Origin of the sequence: Croceicoccus bisphenolivorans (assembly GCF_001634625.1) — a bacterium.
In the GTDB taxonomy this organism is placed as follows: domain Bacteria; phylum Pseudomonadota; class Alphaproteobacteria; order Sphingomonadales; family Sphingomonadaceae; genus Croceicoccus; species Croceicoccus bisphenolivorans.
In genome coordinates this window covers 271048-294272 of sequence record NZ_LRSE01000002.1, presented here as the reverse complement: position 1 = coordinate 294272, position 23225 = coordinate 271048, and the positions used below count along the sequence as shown (strand labels likewise).

Sequence of the window (23225 nt, the reverse complement as noted above, 5' to 3'; positions counted from 1 at the left end):
CTTGGCACAACCGGCGTGACGTTCGCAAACGCGAGATTTGTTGCATTGCAGCACGGTTCGTGCGTTACTCCGTTTCATGATCCGCGCCGCGCTGCACCACGCCACCCGGTACAACTACGACCGCCCGGTCCAGCTGGGGGCCCAAGTCGTACGATTGCGACCTGCACCGCACAGCCGCACCGCGATCCCGAACTATTCGCTGAAGATCGAACCGGCGGGCCACTTCCTGAACTGGCAACAGGACCCGCACGGCAACTGGCTGGCGCGCATCGTCTTTCCCGAACGCGTCACGCATTTCTCGATAGAGGTCGACCTGATCGCGGACCTGACGGTGATCAATCCCTTCGACTGCTTCGTAGAGGAAAGCGCAGAGGAAGTCCCCTTCTCCTACGACGCGGACCTGAAGGAGGAACTGTCCTCCTATTTCGACGCCGAACCGGCGGGCGACAAGTTCGAAACGCTGGTAAACGAGTTTTCCGGCTGGAAGGGCCGTACGATCGACTTCTTCGTCGCGGTGAACCAGGCGCTGGAACAGAAGATCGGATATGTCGTGCGCATGGAAGCCGGCGTGCAGACGCCGGAAGAAACGCTCACACTGGGCACCGGATCGTGCCGCGATACCGGCTGGCTTATGGTCAACCTGCTGCGCCGCCTTGGCTATGCCGCGCGGTTCGTGTCCGGCTACCTGATCCAGATGAAGGCGGACGTGGAGCCTGTGGAAGGACCGAAGGGACCGGAAGCCGACTTCACCGACCTTCACGCATGGTGCGAGGTCTATGTGCCCGGCGCAGGCTGGATCGGGCTGGACCCGACATCGGGGCTTTTCGCTGGCGAAGGGCATATTCCGCTCGCCGCCGCGCCGCACTACCGTTCCGCCGCGCCGATCACGGGCATGGCCGAACCGGCCGAGGTCGATTTCAGCTTCGCCATGAATGTCGACCGCGTGCACGAAGCGGTTCGCATCACCAAGCCGTTCACCGACAACCGCTGGGAAGCGCTGCTGGCGCTGGGCGACAAGGTGGACGAGGATCTGGTCGCGCAGGACTGCCGGTTGACGATGGGCGGCGAACCGACCTTCGTCGCCGCCGACGATCCGGAGGCTGGCGAATGGAACGGCGACGCCGTCGGACCGACGAAGGCGAAATATGCCGACAAGCTGATCCGCAAGCTGCGCACGCGGTTCGCACCCGGCGCGCTGCTGCACCACGGACAAGGCAAGTGGTACCCGGGCGAAAGCCTGCCGCGCTGGGGCTATACGCTCTACTGGCGGAAAGACGGCAAGCCGCTCTGGTCCAATCCCGACCTGATCGCGATGGACCCGGACGAGGATGCCGAAGCGACGCTGGACGCCGCATCGGCGGGCCAGTTCCTTGCCGAGGCGGCCAGCCAGCTCGGCGTCGAGGGCGATTACGTCCAGCCGGTGTTCGAAGACCCCGAAAAGTGGATCGAGCGTGAGGGCGAACTGCCAATCAACGTCGAACCGGGCGACCCCAAGATCGACGATCCCGAAGAACGCGAACGCATCGTCCGCACTTTCACACGCGGGTTGTCGAAGCCCGTCGGCTATGTCCTGCCGATCCAGAAATGGCAGGCCGAGCCCGCGAAAGGCCCCCGCTGGAAGTCCGAACAGTGGACCGTGCGCAAGGGCAAGCTGACTGCCGTGCCCGGCGATTCCGCGCTGGGCTATCGCCTGCCGCTGGGCTCGCTGCCCCACGTTTCCAAGTCCGACTATCCCTATACCCACCCGCGTGTTGAAACCGACGTGCAAGCCCCGCTGGCCGACTATCGCCAGCAGGCGTCGCGGAAGGGCAGCGACGATGCGGAGCGTATGACCGCGGGCGGCGGCGACCAGCGGTTCGAACGGGTCGAAACCGCAGGCGCGGCGCAGCAGGATCGCGTGGAACAGGAAATCATCGCGGGCGCGGTTCGCACCGCGATGACCGTGGAACCGCGCGGAACCTACCTTTCCGTCTTCGTGCCCCCGCTCGAATCGATGGAGGATTTCCTCGAACTCGTGGCCGAGATCGAGGCCGTGGCCGAAAAGCTGCAGATGCCGGTGCGGATCGAGGGCTATCCGCCCCCGCCCGACCCGCGCGTGCAAGTGCTGAAAGTCACGCCCGATCCCGGCGTAATCGAGGTGAACATCCACCCCACCGGTTCGTGGCGCGAACTGGTCGACGTGACCGAGGGCCTTTACGAAGACGCCCGCGAAGTCGGGCTCACGGCGGACAAGTTCATGGTCGACGGGCGTTCGGTCGGCACTGGCGGGGGCAACCACCTCGTCATGGGCGGGGCGACTTTCCCCGACAGCCCCTTCATCCGCCGTCCGGACCTCTTGAAGTCATTCGTGCTCTACTGGCAGCGGCACCCCTCGCTGTCCTACCTATTCTCAGGCCTGTTCATCGGCCCGACCAGCCAGGCCCCGCGCATTGACGAGGCGCGGCACGACAGTCTTTACGAGCTGGAAATCGCGCTGGCGCAAGTGCCGCCGCCGGGCGAACCGCCTAGGTTCCCGTGGGTCGTGGACCTCCTGTTCCGCAACATGCTGGTCGACGTGACGGGCAACACCCACCGTACCGAGATCTGCATCGACAAGCTCTATTCGCCCGACGGTCCGACGGGGCGCCTCGGCCTTGTCGAGTTTCGCGGGTTCGAAATGCCGCCGGACGCGAAGATGAGCGTGGCGCAGCAACTCCTGCTCCGCGCATTGCTCGCATGGTTCTGGCGTGAACCGCAGGACGGCAGCCTCGTACGCTGGGGCACTGCGCTGCATGACCGGTTTCTGCTCGAACACCATTGCTGGACAGATTTCCTCGAAGTGCTGTCGGACCTGCGGCACGCGGGCTACGACTTCGACCCGCAATGGTTCGAAGCCCAGCGCCAGTTCCGCTTTCCCACCCACGGCGCGATCGAAGCCGGCGGCGTGGTGCTGGAAGTGGGTCATGCGCTTGAACCGTGGAACGTGCTGGGCGAAACCGGCGCGATCGGCGGCACGGTACGCTACGTCGATTCCAGCACCGAACGGTTGCAGGTGCGGGCCAAGGGTCTGGTTCCCGGCCGCCACGTCATCGGCTGCAACGGCAGGCGCGTACCCATGCACCCCACGGGCCGTCCCGGAGAGGCCGTGGGCGGCGTGCGTTACAAGGCATGGGCGCCGCCGTCGTGCCTTCATCCATTGCTCGGGGCGGATGCACCACTCACCTTCGATGTCTTCGATACGTGGAACAATCGCTCGCTGGGGGGTTGTGTCTATCATGTGGCACACCCGGGTGGACGCGCGTATGATGATGTTCCGGTCAACAGTTACGAGGCCGAGAGCCGCCGCAAGGCGCGCTTTCAGGACCACGGGCATACGCCGGGCCGGGTCGATATCCCGGCAGAAGAACATGGAGGGGAATTTCCGATGACACTGGATCTGCGCCGCCCGGCAGGGCTGCACTAAGGGAAACCGGCCTGATGGCCACAGTGGACCAGGATCTATTCGGCCCCGATCCGGCGACGGATCCGATGGCCTATTACGCGCCGGAAAGCCGCGCGGCGGACATCTATGCCTCCGCGCCGGAAGACGTGGCGCAGGCATGGCGGCGTTTTGCCGCGGGGATTGCCCGGCTTCCCGGCGGCATCGCGCAGGCACAGGAATGGATGGACCGGCAAGTCGGCGACCTCGGCCTTGCCTTCCGCCTGACGGGCGATGTCGACGAACGCCCGTGGCCGCTCTCTCCGTTGCCGGTGATGATCGGGGCACAGGAATGGTCCGGGATAGAGGCGGGCCTGATCCAGCGTGCAAGCCTGCTCGAAGCGGTGGTTGCCGATATCTACGGCGCGCAGAACCTGATCGCAGAGGGGCACCTGCCCGCCGCAGCCGTATCGGGCAGCGCGGATTTCGCGCGCCGCATGGTCGGCCTGCCGCCGACGGGCGGGCGGTATCTGAAAATCTGCGCGATCGACCTTGCCCGCGGTCCCAATGGCGAATGGCGTGTCCTGTCAGACCGCGTTCGCCTGCCGCTTGGCATCGGCTATACGCTGGAAAACCGCATAGCGCTGGGCCGCGCGACCGGCAGCCTGCTGGCCGACATCAATTCACGCCGGATCATCGATTTCTTCAACGGCCTTCGCGACGGTATCGCTTCCAGTTGCAAGCGTGCCGATCCGCGCATCGGGCTGCTGACACCGGGCCGGTTCAACCAGTCCTACCCCGAACAGGCACACCTTGCCCGCCATCTCGGCTTCTCGCTGGTGGAAGGGCGCGACCTCGTCGAAAACGAAGGGCGGCTCTATGTCCGCACCATCGCGGGGCTGAAGCGTATTGATGCCCTGTGGCGCTGGATCAACGCGCGCGACATCGATCCGCTGGCCTTCGACGCCCGCTCGCGCATCGGTGTTCCCAACTTGCTGAAGGCCTGTGCCAGCGGCGATCTCGTGATGGCGAACTGGCCCGGCGCGGGCGTGGTGGAGGCGCGGGTCATGTCCGCCTTCCTGCCGGCCCTGTGCCGCAAGTTGCTTGGCGAGCCGCTGAAGCTGCCCAACGCGGCGACATGGTGGTGCGGACAGCCGAAGGAACGAGGCTCCGTCCTCGGCAATCTCGACAATCTGGTGGTCAGCCCCGCCTTTCGCCTGCCGGTCGGCGGGCTGGAGGACGGGCGTTCCCGCGTCGTGTCGCAAATGGCCCCTGCAGAGCGGGAGATGCTAGTCAGATCCATCGAACGCCGCCCGATGGACTATGTCGGTCAGGAAATCGTGCGCATTTCCACCACGCCGGTGGTCGAGGGGCAGCGGCTGGAAGCGCGCGGCTTCACCATGCGTGTCTTCCTTGCCCGCGACGGATCCGGCGAATGGACCGTGCTGCCCGGCGGCTTTGCCCGCATTTCCGAACACGGCAACTTGCGCGCGCCCCTCATTGGCGAAAACGAACGCTCCGCCGACATCTGCGTGATCGATCCGGTACGGGCAGACCGGCACTCCCACCCCCCCTCGCTCGATCCGCCGACGATCAGCCGGCAACTTGGCGTGTTGCCCAGCCAGGCCGCCGACAACCTCTTCTGGCTCGGCCGCTATGCCGAACGCGGCAACCAGACGACCCGACTGGTGCGCGTCCTGCTCGATACCGGCCACGCGACGGGCCATGCAACGCAGCCGACCGGAACGACTACCTCGGCCAACCGCATCACGGCACTGCTCGAAAGGCTGGGTGCGGCCTATCCGGCAGAGGCCGGCAAACAGCGCCTGACGCCCGACATCGCGCAAACCGCACTGAGCGACTTGGCCATGCCCGGCTCCGTCGCTTCGCTGCTGGCATCGGGTCGCAAGCTGTCGCTGCTGCTGCGCGACAGGCTGACCCACGACATCTGGCGCATCGTCAACCGCCCGCTGCCCGCCTGCGGGTCCGATGCCGATTCGCTGGGCGCGGCATGCGATCTTCTGGTCGAGCGGTTTGCCGCGCTGGGCCGGTTGCTGGCCGATACGATGAGCCGCGGCCCGGCATGGCACTTCCAGCAGATGGGCCTGCGGATAGAGCGGGCATCCATGATCATTCAGGCAACCCGGGCACTGGTGCCGGGAGAGGCCAGCGCAGAGGACCTTGCCGCCCTGCTGGATCTCGTTGACGCGCACGCCGCCTATCGTAGCCGCTATCTCGCCATGCCGTTTATCGCGCCAGTGCTGGACATGGTCCTGCTCGATCCGGCCCAACCGCGCGGGCTGGCTTTCCAGATCGACCAGATCATCGCCCATCTGGAGCAGCTGCCGAACACGCGGGATGATGGCATGACCGAAACGCCGATGCGCCTTGCCCGTTCGCTGCGCGCATGGCTGGAGGCGGCCGACGCCCCCACGCTGGAACCGGCCACGCTGGACCAGTGGATGAAGGGGCTGAACCACCTGTCGGACGAGATCGGCAACCGCTATTTCCTGGGCGAGATGCTGCCCGATGCCGATGGAGCGCCGTTCCTCGGTTGAACCGATGATCTATCGCATCCATCACCAGACACGCCTGTCCTATGGCAATGGCGTGCCGCTTGCCCGCCTGAACGTGCGCCTGACGCCGGTGATCTGGCCGGGGCAGGAACTGGTTGACCAGAACCTGCAGATCACGCCCCTGCCGACAGAGCGGACCGATGCCTTTGGCCCCTATGTCGTCAATGTCACCACCATGTCGTTTCGCGGCGGCGTGCAGGAAGTGACGGTCGACAACACCATGCACGTCGCGGTCACGCCCCCGCCCGTGCCAGAAACCAGCCCCACGATCGCCGAAACCCGCGATGCGGCGATGCTGGCGCGGGAGCTGGGGCCGCAATCGCCCGCACCCTACCTGTTCGGTTCGCGCATCGCGGTGCCCGACACGGCCATCGCCGACTGGGCCGCGCCGCTGCTCGATGGCAACCGGCCGGTACTGGAAGCGGCACAGGCGCTGTGCAGCAAGGTCCACGCGGAATTCGCCTATGACACCACCGCGACCGACAGCCAGACCGCCCCGGCAGAGGCATTCGCAAGCAAGTCGGGCGTGTGTCAGGATTTCGCCCATGTCATGATCGTCGCCCTGCGCGGCAATGGCATTCCGGCGTCCTACATCAGCGGATACCTGCGCACCCTGCCCCCGCCGGGACAGGAACGGCTGGTCGGCGCCGATGCTATGCACGCATGGGTCGCGGTGTGGTGCGGGCCGCAGATCGGCTGGATCGGGCTTGACCCCACGAACGACTGCCTTGCCCGCGAAAGCCATGTCGTGGTCGCGATGGGGCGCGACTATGCCGATGTCGCCCCGATCGACGGTGTGTTCACCGGATCGGGGTTCCAGACGATGGCCTTCTCCGTCGACGTTGCCGAGGAAGGCTGAAACCCGCCCGCGCGCGGGCCGCAACAATTGAAACATGATCGGGCGCTTCGCGGCATCCGGGTGAAACACGGGAAGACCAGAAACCGGTCATCGCAAGGGCAAGAGGCTCTCGCGCCGAAACTCTCAACCCTGTTTCACCCGGAGTAAATGCAATGACCCAGACCATCGAAAAGACCGCCCCGAAAGCCGAACGCATCGCCATGAACGGCGTCGACGTGCCGACCTTCACCGCAACGCTCGGCGCTGTCGACGACAACCGCGACATCGCGCAGTTCACTTTCCGCGCCAACGGCCAGTGGCTGGCAGGCACCCACAGCCGCGTTACCATGAACGGCTTCTACGGTGCCTGCGGCGAACAGGAACGCGAGGGCGACCACACGGTCGAAGGCGACCACCCCGCCGTCCTGTGCGGCAAGGACAATGCCGCGACCCCGGTCGAGCTGCTGCTGGCCGCGCTCGCCAGCTGCCTGACCGCCGGCATCGGCAACATCGCCGCCATGCGCCAGGTGAAGCTGAACGCGGTCGACTGCACGATCGAAGGCGACATCGACCTATGCGGCATTCTCGGCCTCGATCCGAACGTGCGCAACGGCTTTGCCGGCGTGCGTGCCACCTTCCGCATCGACGGTGACGCCGATGCCGCCACGCTGGAAAAGATCGTGCACCAGTCGGTCGCCCGATCCGCCGTGTTCGACGTGCTGACCAACGGCGTTCCGGTCACTGTCGAGGCGATTGCCGCCTGAGCCCTCTACCCCCGCCCCTGAACAAGTCGGGGTAAGGATGCCCGCCGGTCCCCCACGGACTGGCGGGCATTTTCCTTGGTGGCTCCCTTCCCACAGCCGGAAACAATTGAAACGCAAAACCGCTTCGCGCGGCACATTCCCGATACAGGGCATGCGTAGATCCCTTTGGCGAACCTTACGAAGGACACGACCAATGACCCGCACCTGCAATATCGACTGTCTGATCATCGGCGGCGGCCAGGCCGGCCTCGCAATGAGCTATTGCCTGTCGCAGGCGGGTATCGACCATGTCGTGATCGAACGCGGCCGCATCGGCGAGCGCTGGCGGTCCGAACGCTGGCCTTCGCTACGCCTGCTGACGCCGGGCTGGATGACCCGCATGCCGGGCCGTTCGCTGGCGAGCCGGTCGGACGGGTTCCTTTCTGCTTCCGATCTGGTAACCCGCCTCGAAACCTATGCGAAGGCGAGCACCGTTCCGCTGGTGACCGGCACTTCGGTCCTTGCGGTCGAACGCATCGTGGGCCTGTTTCGCGTCGCGACGACAACGGGCACCTGGCTGGCCCGTTCGGTCGTGATCGCGACCGGCGCCTGCGACAGGGCATCGGTGCCTGCCTCGGGCGCGAAGCTGGGCCGCTCGATCTTCCAGCTGACGCCGGACCGCTACATCACGCCCGACGAACTGCCGCAGGGCGGCGTCCTCGTCGTTGGCGCATCGGCCACCGGCGTGCAGCTGGCGCGCGAGATTGCCCGTTCCGGCCGTCGCGTCGTGCTGTCTGCCGGAAGCCATGTGCGCACACCGCGAAACTATCGCGGGCGCGACCTGTTCGACTGGCTGGATGCCAGCGGGTTCCTGCACGATCCGCGCCCGTTGGGCCGCAGCGCCCGTTCGCTCGCCTCGCAACCCTCGCTGCAACTGGTGGGCGACGGTTCGGGCCGCGATATCGATCTCTACCGCCTTTCCGCAGAGGGCGTGACTGTCACCGGCCGCGCCATCGCCGCGCATGACACCACCGTCGGTTTCGCCGATACGCTGGCGGATGAATGCGCCGCCGCCGAACGCCGTCGCTACACGCTGCTGGCCCGGATCGACGCGCATATCGCCGCCACGCGCACCAACGCTCCCGTCGAACCGCAGGCATGGAACACGCCCGCCCCGCTGCCGCAAACGCCAGAGGCCATGAACTTGCGCGCACATGGCATCGCTTCCGTCCTCTGGGCCACGGGCTTTCGCCGCAACTACCCGTGGCTCCATGTCCCCGTTCTCAGCCGCGCGGGAGAGATCGTCCATCACGGCGGCGTGACCCGCGTGCCCGGCGTCTACGCGCTCGGCCTGCCGTTCATGCGCCACCGCGCCTCCACCTTCATCGACGGTGTGGGCCGCGATGCCGAAGCGCTTGCCCCGCACGTTGCCCGCCACCTTGGCGCGACCCTGCCGGTTGCGGCCTGATCGAAGGAAACCACGATGTTCGCCACACCCATCCAGAACCGCTACGATGCCATCGTTGTCGGTGCCCGCTGCGCCGGAGCCGCCACTGCCATGCTGCTTGCGCGGCAGGGAGCGAAAGTGCTCCTGATCGATCGCGGCGCACACGGCACCGATACGATGTCAACCCACGCCCTGATGCGCGCTGCCGTCATGCAGCTTTCGCACTGGGGCCTGATCGGCAAAGTCGTCGCCAGCGGCGCGCAACCCGTCACCACCACCAGCTTCCTCTATGAAGGAGAGGAACCGATCGACATCGCGATCAAGCCCGGCCACGGCACCAGTGCGCTCTATGCCCCGCGCCGTTATGCGCTGGACGCAATCCTGTCCGATGCCGCGGTGGAGGCGGGTGTGGACCTGCACTACGGCGCGCAACTGGTCGATCTGCTACGCGGCCCGCACGGCGGGGTGACCGGCGCGGTGCTACGCGACCGGACGGGCAGCACCCACGAAGTTGCCGCCGGCATCGTGATCGGCGCAGACGGACGCCACTCCACAGTCGCGAAGCTGACTGGCGCGGCCACGATCAAGCGTGCGCACCATGCCTCCATGTGCGTCTACGCCTATGCAGACGGCCTGCCCAATCGCGGCTTCCGCTGGTTCTGGGCCGAAGGTGCTGCGGGCGGGATCATCCCCACGAACGAGGGGCATTCCTGCGTCTTCCTGTCGCTCCCCCGCACAGAAACGCGCACGTTCCGCACCGCGCTCAGCCGTGAAGGCTTTCGCGATGCGCTGTCTACGAAGATGCCCGGCCTTGCTGCCGAGACAGCAGAAGCCGCCATGGCCACCCGCCCCGTCGGCTTCCCCGGCGAACCCGGCTACTTGCGCCGCGCCTGCGGCGACGGCTGGGCGCTTGTCGGCGATGCGGGATATTTCAAGGATCCGTTGACGGCCCACGGCATATCCGATGCGCTGCGCGATGCGCAGGTCCTTGCCGATGCCATAGTCATGGGCTGCACCGATCACTACGCCGCAACGCGCGATGCGATTTCGGGCGACATGCTGACGATCAGCGACCGGATCGGATCGTTCGAATGGACGCTGGACGAGTTGATGGCGCTGCACGACAAGCTCAACCGCACGATGAAGGCAAACCATGCCTGGATCGCCGAGAATCTTCACGCGATGGCCATCGCCGCATGACGGTCGCGCGCCATCGGGACTTGCCAGTGCAATCGCGCTTGCGCATTGTCGCCATCGGGGCGCGTTGGGGAGACTTCATTTTGGAAAAGACGCTTTACGAACAGTACGGCGGATTCTCGGCGGTCAGCCGCATCGTCATGGACCTGTACGACCGCCTGCTGGACGATGACGACATCGGCCCGTTCTTCGACGATGTCGCCATGCCCCGCGTGATCGACCACCAGACCAAGTTCGTATCCTCCCTGATGGGCGGGCCGGCATCGTACACCGACGACCAGATCCGCAAGATGCACGATCACTTGCCGATCACCGGCGACCATTTTGCGAAACTGGCCGTGATCCTGCGCGAAACGCTGACCGATCACGGCGTGGCCGAAGAACACGCCGATGCCGTCGTCGGCGAATTTGCCGCGCGGCGCGATCTGGTGGTGAACGGCTGATGTCGATCGAGGCGATCAACGAACAGCTGCTGCGCGCCATCGGCGTCGGCGTGGCGCTGCTCGACCTTGGCGAACTGCGTTTCCGCTTCTTCAACGACACGTTCAAGGAATGGTTCGGCGACATCGCGGTTGGCCAACAGATTGCAGAGCTGTTCCCAACGCTCGACACCGATGCGATGCGCACCGCGCTGGATGGTGAGGGCCGCTATTCCACGGAAAACAGCTTCCGGCTGAAGCGCCGCACGATGTCTGTCGCGATGACCGCCAACCGCGCGCTCGACAACGGGCAGGAAATCGCGGTGTTGGTGTGCCAGAACGTCAGCCGGATCAAGGAACTGGAATCGATGATCGATTCCTACTCCATGATGGTCGAGCGCAACACGCGCGAGATCAAGCGAGAGAAGGAGCAGGTCGAAAAGCTGCTGCTCAACATGATGCCGCGCTCCGTTTACGAGGAGTACAAGACCTTCGGTGTCGTGACCCCGCGCCACTATGGCGAAGTCGCGGTGCTTGCACTCGATTTCGCAGGGTTTGCAGAGATCGTCGGCGGGCAGGACCCCGGTGTCGTCGTATCCGAACTAAACGACATCTACACCGCGTTCGACCGCATCGGCGACCAGTTCGGGTGCGAGCGGATCAAGACCGTGGGCGACACATACATCACCGTCGCGGGCATGCCCGATCCGGCGGAAAATGCCGTGGCCGCCATCGCCAGCACCGCCATGCGCTTCGTGCGCTATCTCGAACAGAGGAACCGCAGCCACCCGCTCGACTGGAAATGCCGGATCGGCGTTTCGTCCGGCTCAGTCATCGGTTCTGTCGTCGGCGTGCAGAAATACATCTACGACGTCTTCGGCCCCGCAGTCATCGACGCCAGCCGCCTGCGCCAGCACGCCGCGCCGATGGGCATCGCCTGCGACGCGCATGTGGCAGAGGCACTGGGCGACAAGTTCGCACTGACCGCCAATGGCGAGGCGGATCTGGGCGATGGACCGGTGCCGATCTTCGCGCTTTCGGCCACGATGGATGCCGGTTCGGGGGCCTGACATGGCCGGGGCCGATCCTGCCGCGCAGAGCGGGGACCTGCTGGCCGAAGTGATCGACGCGCTGCCGGGCGGTCTTGCGATCTTCGATGCCGATGCACGCCTGCTGCGCGCCAATGCCACCTTCCGTACGCTGAACTCGGCACTCGGGGATCTGATCGTACCGGGGCTGGAGTGGGACCGTTTCCTCGTCGAACTCGTCGCGCGCGGCTGCGTCGCGCCTTCCATCAGGGAACGGTTGCAGTGGATGGAAGGCCGGCTTGGCGATGGCGAACGCCCCGCCCCGCCCTTCACCTTCGAGATGAGAGGGGGCGGTCTTCACGAAGTCGCCCTGCGCCAGACGGCCACCGGCGGCTTCATCCTGACGCAGGCCGACGTAACCGACAGCCGCCGCGCGGAGGAGAACGAGCGGGAGGCGGACGCCGTGCTGCGCCACGTGCTCGATTCGTGCCCCGCAAACCTCGTGATGAGCAGGGTGGACGATGCGCAGGTCATCTACCGCTCCCCCGCCGCGCGCGAACTGTTCGGTTCGGGCCGCGACGCAGCCGCGCACTTTGCCAGCCGCGCCGAACGCGCCGATTTCATCACCGCGCTGCTGCCGCAGGGGCGCGTGGACGAGATGGTGGTCGATGGCGTACGCCCTGACGGCGGCACGTTCCCCTGCCTGATTTCCGCGCGCCTCATCGAATATCGCGGCGAGGATGTGGTGATCTCCGCCATGGTCGACATTTCCGGTGAAGTCGCGATGCGCAAGACGCTGGCCGAACAGCGTGAACGGATCTTCCAGGCCGAGAAGATGAGCGCGCTGGGCGAACTGTTGGCAGGCGTGGCGCACGAACTGAACAATCCGTTGTCCGTCGTCGTCGGCCATGCGCTGATGATGCGGGAGGAAGCGAGCGACCCTGATACGATCCGCCGGATCGAAAAGATCGGCAATGCCGCCGAACGCTGCACCAAGATCGTGAAGAGCTTCCTGGCCATGGCGCGGCGGCAGAACGTGGATGCCGCGGCGATTGCCCCTGCACAGCTGGTGAAGGGCGCGATCGACACCTTGCAGCAGGGTAGCGGGCCGATGCGGGCGACAGTCGGGATCGACCTGCCCGAAACACTGCCCGCGTTGCTGGGCGATGCGGCGCAGCTGGAGCAGGTGTTCATGAACCTGCTGCTCAACGCCGAACAGGCGATGCGCGAACGCGAAATGCCTGGCACGATCCGCATTTCCGCCCGCCCGGTGGCCGGACAACCCGCGCTGGCCATCGATGTGGAGGACGATGGCCCCGGCATCCCTGCCGAAATCGGCCAGCGCGTGTTCGAACCGCTGTTCACCACCAAGCGCGCGGGCGAAGGAACCGGAATCGGCCTTGCCTTCTGCCACCGCGTCGTCACCACGCATGGCGGGACGATCGAACTGCTGCCCAGCGAAACCGGCGCTCATTTCCGCGTCACGCTGCCGACCGGCGACGCGCCCGCCAGTGCCCGCTCCGTCACGCAAGGTGCAACGCAGGCTCCGGCAGCGGCACGTATCCTTGTCATCGATGACGAGGAGGACGTTGCCGATCTGGTGTCGGAAATCCTGAAAAAAGAAGGGCTGTCGGTCGATGCGGCCCACACGGCGGAAGACGGGATCGCCATGGCGCGCAAGGCGGACTACGCCGCGATCCTGACCGACCTCAACATGCCCGGCATGGGCGGGCGCGGGCTTTACGATGTCCTGCGCGCCGAAAGCCCGGCGCTTGCCCACCGCATCGCTTTCGTCACCGGCGACACGATGAGCCCGGATGTGCGGGACTTCCTCGACAAGGCCGGGCGCCCCTTCCTCGAAAAACCCATCGCGCCAAAGGACTTGCGCGCGCTCGTAAGCGGGATGCTGGCCAATGACTGACGCACCGCTGATCTGTGTCTGCGATGATGAGGCAGACTTGCGCGAGATGCTGGCCGAATACCTCGGCAAGCATGGCTTCGCGGTGCTTCAGGCAGGCAATGCCGAAGAACTGCGCGGCGTTCTGGCCGAAAACGATCCGCAGGTCCTGCTGCTCGACATCAACATGCCGGGCGAAGATGGCCTGTCGGTGCTGCGCGGGCTTCAGGGGGAGGACAATCCGCCCCGTATCATCATGCTCACCGCGGCGGGAGAGACGGTGGACCGCATCGTGGGCCTTGAGATGGGCGCGGACGACTATCTGGGCAAGCCGGTGGACTTGCGCGAGCTTGTCGCCCGCGTCCGCGCCGTGCTGCGCCGCGCGGCAAAGGATGGCCCGCCACCCGCGCCACAGGCAAGGCAGGGCCGCCTGCCCTTCGGCAAGTGCTGGCTGGATCTTGAGGCCGCGCAACTGTTCGATGCCGGTGGCGAGGCGCTGCCGCTGACCGCGATGGAGTTCAACCTGCTGAAGCTCTTCGCCAACAACAAGGGCCGCGTGCTCAACCGCGACCAGATCCTGGAGGGCGCGCACGACCGTTCGTGGGATCCGTTCGACCGATCGATCGACATCCGCATCAGCCGCATCCGCAAGAAGATCGAACTCAACCCGACGAAACCCGCGGTGATCCGCACGGTACGGGGCCTTGGCTATATCTACGACCCCGACGGGCAGCACTGACCGGCTGAAACAATCGAAACATTCGGGCGGCCCGCGCGGCATCCGAATGAAACGGGGGCGGCGCAAACCATTTCGCGAACGATCAAACGCGAAGGACCATCCCGATGAACGCCGTTTTCCCTGCCCCGACGCTCGGCACGAGTGCCGCGCCGCATGCCTCCATCCTCGAACTGATCGGCAACACGCCGGTCGTGCGCTGCGACAAGTTGAGCCCGAAGGGCCGCACCGTCTATGTAAAGCTGGAAGCGTTCAACCCGATGGGTTCGGTGAAGGATCGCCTCGCCCTCGGCATGATCGAGGCGGCGGAGCGTGACGGTTCGCTGAAGCCCGGCCAGACGGTGGTGGAAGCGACCAGTGGCAACACCGGTATCGGCCTTGCGCTCGTCTGCGCGGCAAAGGGCTATCCGCTCGTCATCGTCATGGCCGAAAGCTTCTCAGTCGAGCGGCGCAAGATCCTGCGCTACCTCGGCGCGAAAGTGGTGCTGACGCCCGCCGGACAGAAAGGCACCGGCATGATCGCCAAGGCCCGCGAACTGGCCGACGAACACGGCTGGTTCCTGACCCGCCAGTTCGAAAACGAAGCCAATGCCGATACGCACGAAGCGACTACGGGCATGGAAATCGTCGAGGCGTTTCGCGATCAGCCGCTGGACGGGTTCGTATCCGGCCTTGGCACCGGCGGCACGCTGGTGGGCATCGCCCGTGCGCTGCGCCGCCATTCGCCCGCGACACGGATCGTCGCCTGCGAACCCGACAATTCGCCGCTGATGGCATCGGGCATTGCCCAGCCCTATAACCCCGATGGTTCCCCAGCAGCCGGTCACCCCGCCTTCCGCCCGCACCTGATGCAGGGCTGGTCGCCGGACTTCATCCCCCACGTCGCGAACGAGGCGATCACCGGCAATCTCATCGACGAGATCATCGGCATCGACGGGGACGAGGCCATCGCCTTCGCCCGCTGCCTCGCGCGGCAGGAGGGCATATTCTGCGGTATCACCAGCGGTGCGACATTCGCCGCGGCATATCGGATGGCCGAAGCGATGCCCGAAGGCGCGCGAGTGCTGGCGATGCTGCCCGACACTGGCGAGCGTTACATGACGACCGCACTGTTCGACGGCATCGGCGAGGAAATGACCGAGGACGAGATCGCGATCTCCACCTCCACGCCCGGTTTCCGCTTCGACGTGCCGGCCCCGCCTGCGCCCGCTCCTGCCCTTACCGGTCCGGTGAGCGATAGAGCCCGCCGCCGGATTGCCGAGCTTTCGACCAGTGCGCCGATCGTGATCTTCTCCCTTAAATGGTGCGAATTCTGCGGCTGCGCGCGCAACCTGCTCGATGCGATGGGCGCTGCGTATCACAACATCGATGTCGACGGGCCGGACTATCAAGATCAGGACTGGTCCATCGACGTGCGCCGCGCGCTTGCCGAACTGACCGGAGCACCCACCGTTCCGCAGATCTTCATCGGCGGAAAGCACATCGGCGGCACGGTCGACCTGTTCAACATGCACGACGATGGCGCGCTGGCCCCCATGCTGGAAAACGCCGGACTGGAAGCACGGCCCTCCGGCCTCGCCACGGCCTACACGCTTCTGCCCAAGTGGATGCAGCCGCGATGATCGAGCGTCCGTTCCCTGACCTGACCCGCTATATGGCGATGCCGGAAGCAGAGCTTCAGCTGGCCGCCCAACTGGCGATGGCCGCGCGGGGCGAAGCGCGCCCCTTGCAGCCCACCGCCAGCCTTGGCGAACTGCGCGAACGCTTTGCCCTTCCGCTTCCCGCCAATGGCCGCGACGGGCTGGAGGTGCTGCGCGACCTTTCCGACGCGGCGACGCCCGGCCTTGCCGGTTCGACCGATCCGGGCTTCATGGCCTGGGTGATCGGCGGATCGCACCCCGTGGGTGTCGCGGCGGACTGGATGACATCCGCATGGGGCCAGAACGGCGCGCTGTACCAGTGCGCACCCGCCGCCGCCGTGGCAGAGGAAGTGACCGGCAACTGGCTGAAGGACCTGCTGCAACTGCCTGCCGGGGCATCGGTCGGTTTCACGACCGGTGCGACGATGGCCGCCTTCACCTGCCTTGCGGCTGCGCGCCTTGCGGTGCTGGAACGGATCGGCTGCGACATCGCGAAAACAGGGCTGGCCGGTGCGCCGCCTGTGTCGGTCTTCATCGCCGACGATGCGCATGTCACCAACTATGCCGTTCTGCGCTACCTCGGATTCGGCACGGACCAGATCCGGCGCGTGCCATCCACCGACGACGGTACGTACGAACTCGACGCGCTGGCCGCCGCTATGGATGCCGACAGCGCACCGGCGAAAATCGTGATCGGGCAGTGCGGCCACATCATGACGGGGGCCTGCGACGATTTCGTCCGCCTGTCCGCCGTCTGCCGCAAGCACCGCGCATGGCTCCACGTCGACGGCGCATTCGGCCTGTGGGCACGCGCCAGCACGCGGCTGCGCCATGTCGCCAACGGGGCGGAACTGGCCGACAGCTGGTCTGTCGACGGGCACAAGTGGCTGCAGGTGCCCTATGACGCGGGATATGCCATCGTGAAGGACGCCGCCGCCCACCGCGCGGCGATGGTTATGGATGCGGGCTATCTCCTGCGCGATGCCGATACCAGCCGCGATCCTTGCGATTACGTGCCCGAACTGTCGCGCCGTGCGCGCGGGTTCGCGACATGGGCGCTGATCCAGACGCTGGGCCGGCGGGGCATCGCCCGCATGGTCGAACGGCACTGCTGCGCCGCACAGGCGCTGGCGGCCTTGCTGGAGCCGGTAGCGGGGATCACGGTCGTCAACCGCGTGTGGCTGAACATGCTCGCGATCGAGTTCGACGGCCCGCCCGATGCCGCCGTGCAGATGGCGGAACGGCTCAACGCCACCGGGCGTTACCTGGTCAAGACATCGGGCTGGCGCGGGCGCACCGTGCTGCGCGTATCGGTCATCTCCAACGAAACGGGGGAGCGGCAGATCAAGCGCCTTGCCCGCGACATCGCCGCCCAATGGACCGAACTGTCTGATGCCAGCGAAAAGGCGGAGGCGTGATGGTTCAGGCCGTGCGCCGCGCGCTGCCCTCCACCCGAATCCCATATCTGCCGATGTAGTCGGACAGCCGCTCGTTCACTTCGCCTTCCGCGATGCCGAACTCGCCAAGGCTGTAGCGGTGGGGCTTGCGCTTCAGCTTGCGGCTGCGCTGCATGAAATGTTCCATGCCCCGCACCGCCGGCTCCATCTCCATGCCGAGGAAGGCATAGATGCGGCGCATCACGCCCTGCCAGTCGCGGTCCATATCCTCGAAATGGACGTCGATCATGCGGGACTTGTCGATCCGGTCGCGCGTCTTCCTCATCCGCGCGATCTGCTGCTCCGTCTTGTGCAGCCATTCGCGGCCGACGGCACGGGCATCGGCATGGTCGGAATAGATGATCGTCTGGTTCCACGCGAGCGAGGCCGCGCTGCCGACCACCGCCTTGGGATCGCGGTGGGTGAAGATGAAGCGCGCATCGGGAAAGGTATCGAGCACGGCATCAAGGTCGAGCATATATTGCGGTGTTTTCAGGATCCACGGTTTCAGGCTGGACTTCTGCTGTGACCAGCTGACCAGCTTCAACAGCCGCGCCAGTTGGGCATAGGCGGGCCGCGCGTCGACCTTCTCGCTCCACCGGCCATAACCGGGGATGGCCCACTGCACCTCGTGCTTCATGCCCCAGAACGAATTGACCAGCAGGCCCAGCTCCTCCTCCGGCTCACAAGGTCCGGTGGGGTGGATGTTCAGCGTGCGCGGATTGGCAAGGCGGGCCATGCGCTGGATCTTGCGCGCGTCGGCAATACGTTCGTCATGCTGTTCGCCGGGGGTGAAATCGTCCGGCGGAACGGGAGATATCGTCTCGAAACTGCGAAGGTGCTGGAAGCGGCGGTCGGCGGCGAGCAGGCGGTGCATGCGCGTCGTGCCCGAACGCATCGGGCCGACAACGATGACAGGGCGCGGCAATGCGCGTTCGAGAATTTCGGGATGCCGGGCAAACCAGCGCTGGGCCTTCACGCGATCGGTCAGCACTTTTTCGAACTGCATCTCGGCCACGAACTCGCCCGCAAGGTTCAGGCGCGCTTCGGTCTTTACGGCATCCAGCAACCTGTCGAACGGCTGTTCAAACCACGGATCGCCAAAATCGGTCAGGCCCGTATCCTTCGCCACCCGATCCATCAGCGCCTCTCGCTCCAGCACCCGCTGGCGCATCAGGCCCGTTCGCTGCGCCACACCGAACCAGCGGTTCGCCGCCCCGATAAAGGGCGTTCGGCTGGGCGGGCTGACGATTTCTTCCTGCAAACGGACCATCCTGTCGGTTGCGGACAGGCAATGCGCCCGACCGGGTTCTATCCTCTACCCCCCGAAAAGGATGCGGTTCCCGGCGCTATGTCACTGGACAGGAAGGCGCGGCACACGCCATAGCGCGATCCGCCATGCATGACATTCGCCTGATCCGTACCGATCCCGCCGCCTTCGACGCCGCCCTCGCCCGCCGCGGGGCCGATCCCGCATCGTCCGCCATCCTCGCCATAGACGAGGAACGCCGCGCCGTTCAGACGAAGATGCAGGAAGGCCAGAACCGCCGGAACGAAGCTTCGAAGGCAATCGGAAAGGCGATGGGACAAGGCGATACCGCCACGGCAGAGGCGCTGAAGGCCGAAGTCGCGACGCTGAAGGAAACCCTGCCCGCGCTGGAGGCGGACGAGAAGGCGCTGTCGCAGAAACAGGCCGATGTGCTGGCCGCACTGCCCAACCTGCCCGCAGACGACGTGCCGCAGGGCGCGGACGAGAACGACAATGTCGAGATTTCGCGCTGGGGCACGCCGCGCAGCTTCGATTTCAAGCCGCTGGAGCACGCCGACTTCGCCCCTGCGCTGGGCCTCGATTTCGAGACTGCGGCGGCGATCTCGGGTGCGCGCTTCGTGTTCATGCGTGGCCAGATGGCGCGGCTGAACCGCGCGCTGGGCGCATTCATGCTCGACATGCAGACGGCGGCAGGCTTCGTGGAATGCGCGCCGCCGCTGCTGGTGAAGGACGACGCCCTGTTCGGCACGGGACAGTTGCCGAAATTTGCCGAAGACCTGTTCCGCACGACCGGCGACCACTGGCTCATCCCCACCGCCGAAGTCAGCCTGACGAACGCGGTGCGCGAACAGATCGTCGACCCTGCCGCGCTGCCGATGAAGATGACCGCGCTCACCCCCTGTTTCCGATCGGAAGCGGGTTCGGCGGGGAAGGACACGCGCGGCCTGATCCGCCAGCACCAGTTCGACAAGGTGGAACTGGTCGCCGTGACCACGCCCGAACAGTCGGACGCGATGCACGAGGCGATGACCACCGCTGCCGAAGCCGTGTTGCAGGCACTGGAACTGCCCTATCGCAAGGTGCTGCTCTGCACCGGCGACATGGGCTTTTCCGCGCGCAAGACCTACGACCTCGAAGTCTGGCTGCCGGGGCAGGACACTTACCGCGAGATCAGTTCGATCTCCAACTGCGGGGATTTCCAGGCGCGGCGCATGAATGCGCGGTACAAGCCCGAGGGATCGAAGAAGACCGAATTCGTCCACACGCTGAACGGTTCGGGCCTTGCCGTGGGCCGCACGCTGGTGGCGGTGCTGGAAAACGGGCAGAACGCCGACGGCTCTGTCACATTGCCATCCGCACTCGTACCCTACATGGGCGGTATCGACAAACTGGAAGCACTATGAGGATATTGGCCGCCTGATGCGCATTCTGCTGACCAACGATGACGGTATCCACGCTCGCGGCCTTGCCGTACTGGAAGCCATCGCCCGCCAGTTGTCGGACGACATCTGGATCTGCGCGCCGAGCGAGGAGCAGTCTGGCGCGGGCCACTCGCTCACCCTCACCCGCCCGGTGCGCCTGCGCCGTCACGACGACCGCCGTTTCTCCGTCACCGGCACGCCGACCGATTCGGTCACCATGGCACTGCGCAAGGCCATGCCTGCTCCGCCGGACCTGATCCTTTCGGGCGTCAACCGCGGCGCGAACCTTGGCGACGACGTGACTTATTCGGGCACCGTTTCCGCCGCGATGGAAGGGGCGCTGGCCGGCGTTCGCTCGATCGCGCTGTCGCAGGTGTATGCGCGCGAAGGCGCTGGCGACAATGTCTCGTTTTCCGCAGCCGAAGCCTGGGGTGCGAAAGTGCTGCGCCCGCTGCTCGACATGCCGTTCGCGCCGCGCACGCTGCTCAACGTCAATTTCCCGCCGGTCGCCGGCGATCAGGTCAAGGGTATCCGGGTCGTCAGGCAGGGTTTCCACGATTACGGTCGCGGCACCATTGTCGAAGGGATGGACCCGCGCGGCTACCCCTATTTCTGGTTCGGGCTGGAACCTGCCGAGCATACTCCGGGGCACGAAACCGATCTGGAAATCACGCAGGACGGCTATGTCTCGGTCACGCCGCTGCACGTAGACCTGACCCACTACCCCTCGCTCGAACGGCTGGCCGAACGCTACGGACAGGGAGCGGACTGAGCATTGGCGGGGAAAAACAAGTCCGTCCGGCTACAGCGCCACCAGCCGCTTCGGCGGCGGCTTGGCCTGCCGGTATGGGCCGATGCGTTTCTCCGCCTTTCGGCTGCGATCTTCCTCGTCTTCATCGTCGTCCTCATCCACTGGAGCGACCGTGACGGGCTGATCGACAACCACGACGGCGTCGTCAGCTTTCCCGATGTCGTCTATTTCACGATGATATCCATCACCACGACCGGTTTCGGCGACATCGCCCCCGTGTCGGACCGCGCCCGCATGATAGAGGCGGTGATCGTCACCCCGATCCGCTTTGCCGTCATCTTCATCTTCGTCGGCACGGCCTATAACTTCATCATCAAGAGAAGCTGGGAGAAATGGCGCATGGCCCGCATCCAGGAACGCCTTTCCGACCATGTCGTCGTGCTGGGCTTCGGCGTATCGGGCTCCGAAGCGGTGGCGGAACTGATCGCCCGCGGCACCGACGCAGACTGCATCGTCGTCATGGACACGAGCGAGGACCGGCTTAGCCTTGCCGAGGAAATGGGCTGCAACGTCATCAATGCCGATGCCACGCGCGACGAATCGCTGCAGGATGTCCGCATTGCCGAAGCGGCGACCGTGCTGGTGTCCGCAGGGCGCGACGACAGTTCGATCCTGATCGTGCTGACCGTGCGCCATCTTGCGCCCAAAGTGCCGATCACCGTCGTCATCCGCGCGCCGGACAACGAATTGCTGGCCAAGCAGGCCGGCGCGACGAACGTGATCAATCCGGTGCGCTTTACCGGCCTGCTGCTGGCGGGCAGCGCGGGCGGCATGCATACCGCCGACTATCTTGCCGATCTCGCTTCGGTCACAGGCCGCGTGCAACTGGTGGAGCGGGAGGCGCGGCCAGAGGATATCGGCCGCCCCTTGCGCGAGCTGGGATCGGGATCGATGGGCCTGCGCCTTTATCGCGAAGGGCGGGCAATCGGCTATTGGGAACCGGATGCGCAAAGCGTGCAGGCCGGCGACATGATCGTGGTGATCCGCCCGACGCCGGAATGCGGGCCGGGCGTGATCTGAACCGCTTTGCCCGTCAGTCCGCGGGCTTGTATGTCGCGTAGATCTTGGCAACGTCGACGCGGCTGTCCCAGCTGCACCGTGCGCCCTGTTCGATGATGAAGGTATCGCCCTTGCCGAAGGTCGCGCTGCGTCCGGCGGCATCGGTGAAGCTGACTTCGCCTTCCAGCAGGTGCATCAGTTCGGTGTGGCGGAACAGGATCGGCAGGCGCGTATAGGGCGTCGAATCCCAGATGCCGCACTTGAATCGGCCATCGTCTGCCGACGCAAACTGGTTGGCGGAGCGGCATGACGGTTTCTCGGAGAGGAGCACATCGTCCGCCGGCGGGTTCGACGGGGCATAAGTAGCGGCGTTGTCGATCGCCACGATACCGCCTGCGCCTTCCGGTGCATCGGTGTAGCGCATGCCGATCACCGTCACCGCATCGGTCGCCTGCCACGTGAACACCGTGCCGCGCGCGATCACCGCGCTGGTCCCCTGCGGCAATGCGATTTGCAGCCCGTTGTGGGCCAGTACAAGATCGCCTTCGACAGCGAAGATCCACGTATCACCGCCATTTTCGACAAAGCTGCCATCACCTGCGGCAACCGCCGTGACAAAGACTTCGCAAGGCCCTGCCCGCACCGGCAGGATACGGGCATCGGCGCCGAACGGGTCCTGACCCGCGGCAACCGGATCGGCCGCGACAATGGCGGCAAGGTCGATGAAAGTCGGGCAATCGGTGATCGTGTCCACGCGCAAACTCCTGTCGCAAGGCGCAAGACGGCATCGATTCGCCGCACGCCGCCAATGCCCCCGTCTGGCCCGATAGCAACGAAAGCGGGTGCCGCATTGCACTGTACCACAGGAATTTGCGTGAATTTCAGCAGCCCCGCACGGCAGTCCCTACTGCCAGACGCTCAACTGCGCAGCATGAACACCAGCCCCATCGAGAGATAGGCCAGCAGCCAGAAACCGGCATCGATTAGGGCGATTGCGCGCGGATTGCGCTGGTGCAGGTAATTCGTCCACAGCGCGGGGATCACGAAGAACAGCGCGACCCCGCCGCTCATCATCGGATAGAGCCACCATTTCGACGGGTCCGACAGCCGCGCGAACATGTGGCCCAGCATCGCCGAACTCACCAGCACCAGCCCGAACGTACCGAAGATCGTGGTGAACGGCCTGCGCCGCACTTCCAGCCCGCCGGGCCCCGCCATCACGGCAAGGGGCCGCGAGAACAGTTTGTACCATGCACCAGCGACCGCCAATGCCGCACATGCGGCAAGAAACACGCCAATCCAGTCGACCGGTCCCATCAATTCTCCCATCAATTCGGCAACTTCCCACCGCCCGAAGCGGGAATGGAGAA

Annotated in this window: 18 protein-coding genes; 15 read left to right on the top strand and 3 right to left on the bottom strand. The window is 65.6% G+C overall.

The genetic code is table 11. The annotated features are described in order from the left end of the window. Positions 1–76: 76 nt before the first annotated feature. From A7A77_RS03015 to A7A77_RS02960, 12 genes are all read left to right on the top strand, one after another. A complete protein-coding gene (locus tag A7A77_RS03015) occupies positions 77–3442 on the top strand; it encodes a transglutaminase family protein (protein WP_066553285.1) in 3366 nt (1121 codons plus the stop codon). 14 nt (positions 3443–3456) lie between these two features. Further along, on the top strand, positions 3457–5955 hold the full coding sequence (locus tag A7A77_RS03010) for a circularly permuted type 2 ATP-grasp protein (RefSeq protein ID WP_066553283.1): 2499 nt from the start codon (positions 3457–3459) through the stop codon (positions 5953–5955). Between the two features lie 4 nt (positions 5956–5959). After that, the gene (locus tag A7A77_RS03005; protein ID WP_066553550.1) at positions 5960–6832 is read left to right on the top strand and encodes a transglutaminase family protein; all 873 of its coding nucleotides are present in this window, start codon (positions 5960–5962) and stop codon (positions 6830–6832) included. Positions 6833–6984: 152 nt separating this feature from the next. Further along, positions 6985–7575 (top strand): OsmC family protein, encoded by a 591-nt coding sequence (locus A7A77_RS03000; protein ID WP_066553281.1) that lies wholly within the window; start codon positions 6985–6987, stop codon positions 7573–7575. Between the two features lie 193 nt (positions 7576–7768). Further along, on the top strand, positions 7769–9022 hold the full coding sequence (locus tag A7A77_RS02995; RefSeq protein ID WP_066553270.1) for a flavin-containing monooxygenase: 1254 nt from the start codon (positions 7769–7771) through the stop codon (positions 9020–9022). Positions 9023–9037: 15 nt separating this feature from the next. Next, positions 9038–10201, top strand: a complete 1164-nt coding sequence (locus A7A77_RS02990; protein ID WP_066553267.1) for an NAD(P)/FAD-dependent oxidoreductase — start codon at positions 9038–9040, stop codon at positions 10199–10201. Between the two features lie 80 nt (positions 10202–10281). Beyond that, positions 10282–10641 carry a truncated hemoglobin gene (locus A7A77_RS02985; protein ID WP_216635536.1) on the top strand — a complete coding sequence of 120 codons (360 nt, stop codon included), beginning with the start codon at positions 10282–10284 and terminating at the stop codon, positions 10639–10641. Then, positions 10641–11687 carry an adenylate/guanylate cyclase domain-containing protein gene (locus tag A7A77_RS02980; RefSeq protein WP_066553263.1) on the top strand — a complete coding sequence of 349 codons (1047 nt, stop codon included), beginning with the start codon at positions 10641–10643 and terminating at the stop codon, positions 11685–11687. The genes A7A77_RS02985 and A7A77_RS02980 overlap by 1 nt, the downstream gene beginning before the upstream one ends. A gap of 1 nt (position 11688) precedes the next feature. Beyond that, on the top strand, positions 11689–13566 hold the full coding sequence (locus tag A7A77_RS02975; RefSeq protein WP_066553260.1) for a hybrid sensor histidine kinase/response regulator: 1878 nt from the start codon (positions 11689–11691) through the stop codon (positions 13564–13566). Then, positions 13559–14281 (top strand): response regulator, encoded by a 723-nt coding sequence (locus A7A77_RS02970; RefSeq protein ID WP_066553257.1) that lies wholly within the window; start codon positions 13559–13561, stop codon positions 14279–14281. Before A7A77_RS02975 ends, A7A77_RS02970 begins: the two co-directional genes overlap by 8 nt. A 104-nt stretch (positions 14282–14385) precedes the next feature. Further along, on the top strand, positions 14386–15900 hold the full coding sequence (cysK, locus tag A7A77_RS02965) for a cysteine synthase A (protein ID WP_066553253.1): 1515 nt from the start codon (positions 14386–14388) through the stop codon (positions 15898–15900). Then, positions 15897–17336, top strand: coding sequence for a pyridoxal phosphate-dependent decarboxylase family protein (locus A7A77_RS02960; RefSeq protein WP_156500344.1), 1440 nt, complete (start codon positions 15897–15899; stop codon positions 17334–17336). Before cysK ends, A7A77_RS02960 begins: the two co-directional genes overlap by 4 nt. 4 nt (positions 17337–17340) lie before the next feature. Here the strand turns inward: A7A77_RS02960 and A7A77_RS02955 are convergent, their stop codons facing one another. Continuing rightward, positions 17341–18618 carry a sulfotransferase family protein gene (locus A7A77_RS02955; RefSeq protein WP_245638371.1) on the bottom strand — a complete coding sequence of 426 codons (1278 nt, stop codon included), beginning with the start codon at positions 18616–18618 and terminating at the stop codon, positions 17341–17343. A 134-nt stretch (positions 18619–18752) separates the two neighbouring features. On the opposite strand from A7A77_RS02955, the gene serS reads away from it, so the two are divergent. From serS to A7A77_RS02940, 3 genes are read left to right on the top strand one after another with little or no spacing between them, the layout of a single operon-like run. After that, positions 18753–20027, top strand: a complete 1275-nt coding sequence (gene serS, locus A7A77_RS02950) for a serine--tRNA ligase (protein ID WP_066553250.1) — start codon at positions 18753–18755, stop codon at positions 20025–20027. A 16-nt stretch (positions 20028–20043) separates the two neighbouring features. Further along, positions 20044–20817, top strand: coding sequence for a 5'/3'-nucleotidase SurE (gene surE / locus A7A77_RS02945; protein ID WP_066553248.1), 774 nt, complete (start codon positions 20044–20046; stop codon positions 20815–20817). Between the two features lie 3 nt (positions 20818–20820). Continuing rightward, positions 20821–21876 carry a potassium channel family protein gene (locus A7A77_RS02940; RefSeq protein WP_066553246.1) on the top strand — a complete coding sequence of 352 codons (1056 nt, stop codon included), beginning with the start codon at positions 20821–20823 and terminating at the stop codon, positions 21874–21876. A 13-nt stretch (positions 21877–21889) separates the two neighbouring features. On the opposite strand, the gene A7A77_RS02935 is transcribed toward A7A77_RS02940, so the two are convergent. After that, entirely contained in the window at positions 21890–22609 is a 720-nt protein-coding gene (locus A7A77_RS02935; RefSeq protein WP_066553244.1) for a cupin domain-containing protein, read from the bottom strand. A 164-nt stretch (positions 22610–22773) separates the two neighbouring features. Continuing rightward, complete coding sequence (locus A7A77_RS02930; RefSeq protein ID WP_245638370.1) at positions 22774–23184, bottom strand: DUF1761 domain-containing protein; 411 nt, start codon at positions 23182–23184, stop codon at positions 22774–22776. Positions 23185–23225: the final 41 nt, after the last annotated feature.

Excerpts from the sequence above, each read along its gene's own strand:
- A7A77_RS03015 (WP_066553285.1), top strand. The coding sequence starts at position 77 with ATGATCCGCGCCGCGCTGCACCACGCCACCCGGTACAACTACGACCGC.
- A7A77_RS03010 (WP_066553283.1), top strand. The coding sequence starts at position 3,457 with ATGGCCACAGTGGACCAGGATCTATTCGGCCCCGATCCGGCGACGGAT.
- A7A77_RS03005 (WP_066553550.1), top strand. The coding sequence starts at position 5,960 with ATGATCTATCGCATCCATCACCAGACACGCCTGTCCTATGGCAATGGC.
- A7A77_RS03000 (WP_066553281.1), top strand. The coding sequence starts at position 6,985 with ATGACCCAGACCATCGAAAAGACCGCCCCGAAAGCCGAACGCATCGCC.
- A7A77_RS02995 (WP_066553270.1), top strand. The coding sequence starts at position 7,769 with ATGACCCGCACCTGCAATATCGACTGTCTGATCATCGGCGGCGGCCAG.
- A7A77_RS02990 (WP_066553267.1), top strand. The coding sequence starts at position 9,038 with ATGTTCGCCACACCCATCCAGAACCGCTACGATGCCATCGTTGTCGGT.
- A7A77_RS02980 (WP_066553263.1), top strand. The coding sequence starts at position 10,641 with ATGTCGATCGAGGCGATCAACGAACAGCTGCTGCGCGCCATCGGCGTC.
- A7A77_RS02975 (WP_066553260.1), top strand. The coding sequence starts at position 11,689 with ATGGCCGGGGCCGATCCTGCCGCGCAGAGCGGGGACCTGCTGGCCGAA.
- A7A77_RS02970 (WP_066553257.1), top strand. The coding sequence starts at position 13,559 with ATGACTGACGCACCGCTGATCTGTGTCTGCGATGATGAGGCAGACTTG.
- cysK (WP_066553253.1), top strand. The coding sequence starts at position 14,386 with ATGAACGCCGTTTTCCCTGCCCCGACGCTCGGCACGAGTGCCGCGCCG.
- A7A77_RS02960 (WP_156500344.1), top strand. The coding sequence starts at position 15,897 with ATGATCGAGCGTCCGTTCCCTGACCTGACCCGCTATATGGCGATGCCG.
- serS (WP_066553250.1), top strand. The coding sequence starts at position 18,753 with ATGCATGACATTCGCCTGATCCGTACCGATCCCGCCGCCTTCGACGCC.
- surE (WP_066553248.1), top strand. The coding sequence starts at position 20,044 with ATGCGCATTCTGCTGACCAACGATGACGGTATCCACGCTCGCGGCCTT.
- A7A77_RS02930 (WP_245638370.1), bottom strand. The coding sequence starts at position 23,184 with ATGGGAGAATTGATGGGACCGGTCGACTGGATTGGCGTGTTTCTTGCC.